The organism is Actinomycetota bacterium, from assembly GCA_036280995.1.
GTDB lineage: Bacteria > Actinomycetota > CALGFH01 > CALGFH01 > CALGFH01 > CALGFH01.
On the sequence record DASUPQ010000080.1, the window covers coordinates 1 to 2,310 of the forward strand.

Sequence of the window (2,310 nt, forward strand, 5' to 3'; positions counted from 1 at the left end):
TCGCGTCCGATCGGGGCCGGGAGGGCACGCTCACAGCCCCGACCACCCTTGGCAGGGTACCCAAGTGGCCAAAGGGAGCGGACTGTAAATCCGTCGGCTATGCCTTCACAGGTTCGAATCCTGTCCCTGCCACCAAGCACCCCTGCGAAACGCCGTCCCCTCCGGCGTCCCCCGCGAGCGTGAGTTCGACGTCGAGGGCGTGCTCACGCGGTTCGTAGGTCACCACGAGGCCCAGGCTGTTCAACATCTGTTCTAGAGGGCGTCTGAAAAGCCGGTAGAGTCCGCATTTTCCTGCTCCTGCTGGAGGTGCTGGTGACCCTGCCGCGCCCACGTCGGGCCTACCCGACCGACCTGACCGACGCCGAGTGGGCCCTGCTGGCCCCGCTGATCCCGCCGGTCAAGCCCGGCGGCCGCCCCGCCCGCCATGCCCGACGGGAGCTGGTCAACGCCATCGGCTACTGGGAACGCCATCGGCTACTGGGTCCGGGCCGGCTGCGCCTGGCGCCTGCTGCCCCACGACCTGCCGCCCTGGCAGACCGTCTACCACTACTTCCGGCTCTGGCGGCGGGAGGGCCGCTGGGCGCACATCCTGACCGTGCTGCGCGAGCACGAGCGCCGCCGCCAGGGCCGCCGCCAGGGCCGCGATCCCACCCCGAGCGCCGCGATCCTGGACAGCCAGAGCGTCAGAATCACCGATCGGGGGCTGGCACGGCTTTGACGGAGCCAAGAAGGTCAACGGGCGCAAGCGCCACCTGCTCGTGGACAGCCTGGGCCTGCTGCTGCGGGTCCGGGTGACCGCCGGTGACGTCGGCGACCGCGACGGCGCCGCCATGCTGCTGCACGACGCCAGGAGTGTCTTTCCCAGGTTGCGGTACGGCTGGGTCGACGCCGGCTACCGGGGCGCGTTCCTGGAGTGGGCCCGCGAGGTCGCCGGGATCACGTTGCAGGTCGCCGAGCGCCGCGACGGCGGCCGTCGCCGTCGCTGGCTCCCACCCGATGTGCCACCGCCCGAGGTGCCCAGGTTCGCGGTCGCGCCCCGCAGATGGGTGGTCGAGCGGACCTTCGCCTGGCTGGGCCGCTACCGCCGCCTGAGCAGGGACTACGAGTACCTCACGGCCACATCCGAGGCGGTCATCCAGCTGGCCATGATCCAGCTGCTGCTCCGTCGACTGACCAGGTCATGAGCCTTTTCAGACGCCCTCTAACGAGTCTCGCGCTATAGAACGGCATGCTCGTGCTGGTGTGCGAGGATCCCAATATGTCCACCATGCCGAGCGGTCGGCGGACGCGCAGGGGCCCGCGCCGCGACCGTGACGCCCAAGAACAGCTGCGGCTACGAGCGGCCGAGTTGTTCGCCCGCCAGGTCCCCCAGGCCGAGATCGCCCGAGAGCTGGGCACGCACCGGCGCAATGTGAGCCGCTGGTATCGGCGCTGGCAGCAAGATGGCGACCAGGCGCTGCGCAGCCGCGGGCCGCCGGGCCGCACCCCGAAGGTGACCCGCGAGCAGCTCGCCGAGGTCGAGCAGGCGCTGCTCGCTGGCGCCCGCGCCAGCGGATTCCCCGCTGACGTGTGGACGCTGGCGCGGGTGGCACAGGTGATCGAACGGCTGACCGGGGTCACCCACCACCCCGGACATGGATGGCGGCCGCTGCGCCAGCTGGCTGGAGCGTGCGGCGGCCCGCCCGCCGCGCCGCCGAGCGTGACGATCAGGCCGTCGAGCAGTGGGTCAAACAGGACTGGCCGAGGATCAAAAAGGGGCGGCCCGGCGCAAGGCGAGCATCGTCTTCTGGGACGAGTCCGGGGCGTCGCTGATTCCCATGGTCCGGCGGACCTGGGCGCCGAAGGGCCGGACCCCGGTGCTGCGCCACCCGTTCAACTGGAAGCGAGCCTCGATGGCGGCCGCGCTGTGCATCCGCCCTGGTGGTGGCGGTGCCCAAGTCGCCTTCCACGTCCAGCCCGGCAGCTACGACACCGACACCCTCATCGTGGCGCTCGGCGAGCTGCGCCGCTTCCTGGCCGGGGAGAGGGCGACCCTGGTCTGGGACGGACTGCCCGCCCATCGCAGCCGCAAGATGCACGCCTGGCTGGGCCAGCAGCGGCCCTGGTTGGTCGTCGAGCGGCTCCCCGCGTACGCGCCCGACCTCAACCCGGTCGAGGGGCTGTGGTCCAACCTCAAGGGCGTGGAGCTGGCCAATCTCGTCACCGAGCATCTTGGCGACATCATGCGCGCCGCCCACGCCGGCATCGACCGTATCCGCCGCACCCCGCACCTGGCCTACTCGTTCCTACGCCACGCCGGTCTGTCGGTCT

Annotated in this window: 2 protein-coding genes, 1 tRNA gene and 1 pseudogene; 3 read left to right on the forward strand and 1 reads right to left on the reverse strand. The window is 71.1% G+C overall.

Features of this window, described 5'->3' with window-relative positions:
* Nucleotides 1–50 precede the first annotated feature (50 nt).
* Nucleotides 51–135, forward strand: a tRNA-Tyr gene (locus VF468_02205).
* A 183-nt stretch (nt 136–318) separates the two neighbouring features.
* Nucleotides 319–1,184: pseudogene (locus tag VF468_02210) on the forward strand (IS5 family transposase).
* 149 nt (nt 1,185–1,333) lie between these two features.
* On the opposite strand, the gene VF468_02215 reads toward VF468_02210, so the two are convergent.
* Nucleotides 1,334–1,636: a hypothetical protein gene (locus VF468_02215; protein HEX5877128.1), complete on the reverse strand. Its 303-nt coding sequence runs from the start codon at nt 1,634–1,636 to the stop codon at nt 1,334–1,336.
* Nucleotides 1,637–1,721: 85 nt separating this feature from the next.
* Here VF468_02215 and VF468_02220 point away from each other — a divergent pair.
* Nucleotides 1,722–2,310: transposase (locus VF468_02220; protein ID HEX5877129.1), on the forward strand; the 589-nt coding region annotated here is incomplete at its 3' end.

Excerpts from the sequence above, each read along its gene's own strand:
- VF468_02215 (HEX5877128.1), bottom strand. The coding sequence starts at position 1,636 with ATGTCCGGGGTGGTGGGTGACCCCGGTCAGCCGTTCGATCACCTGTGC.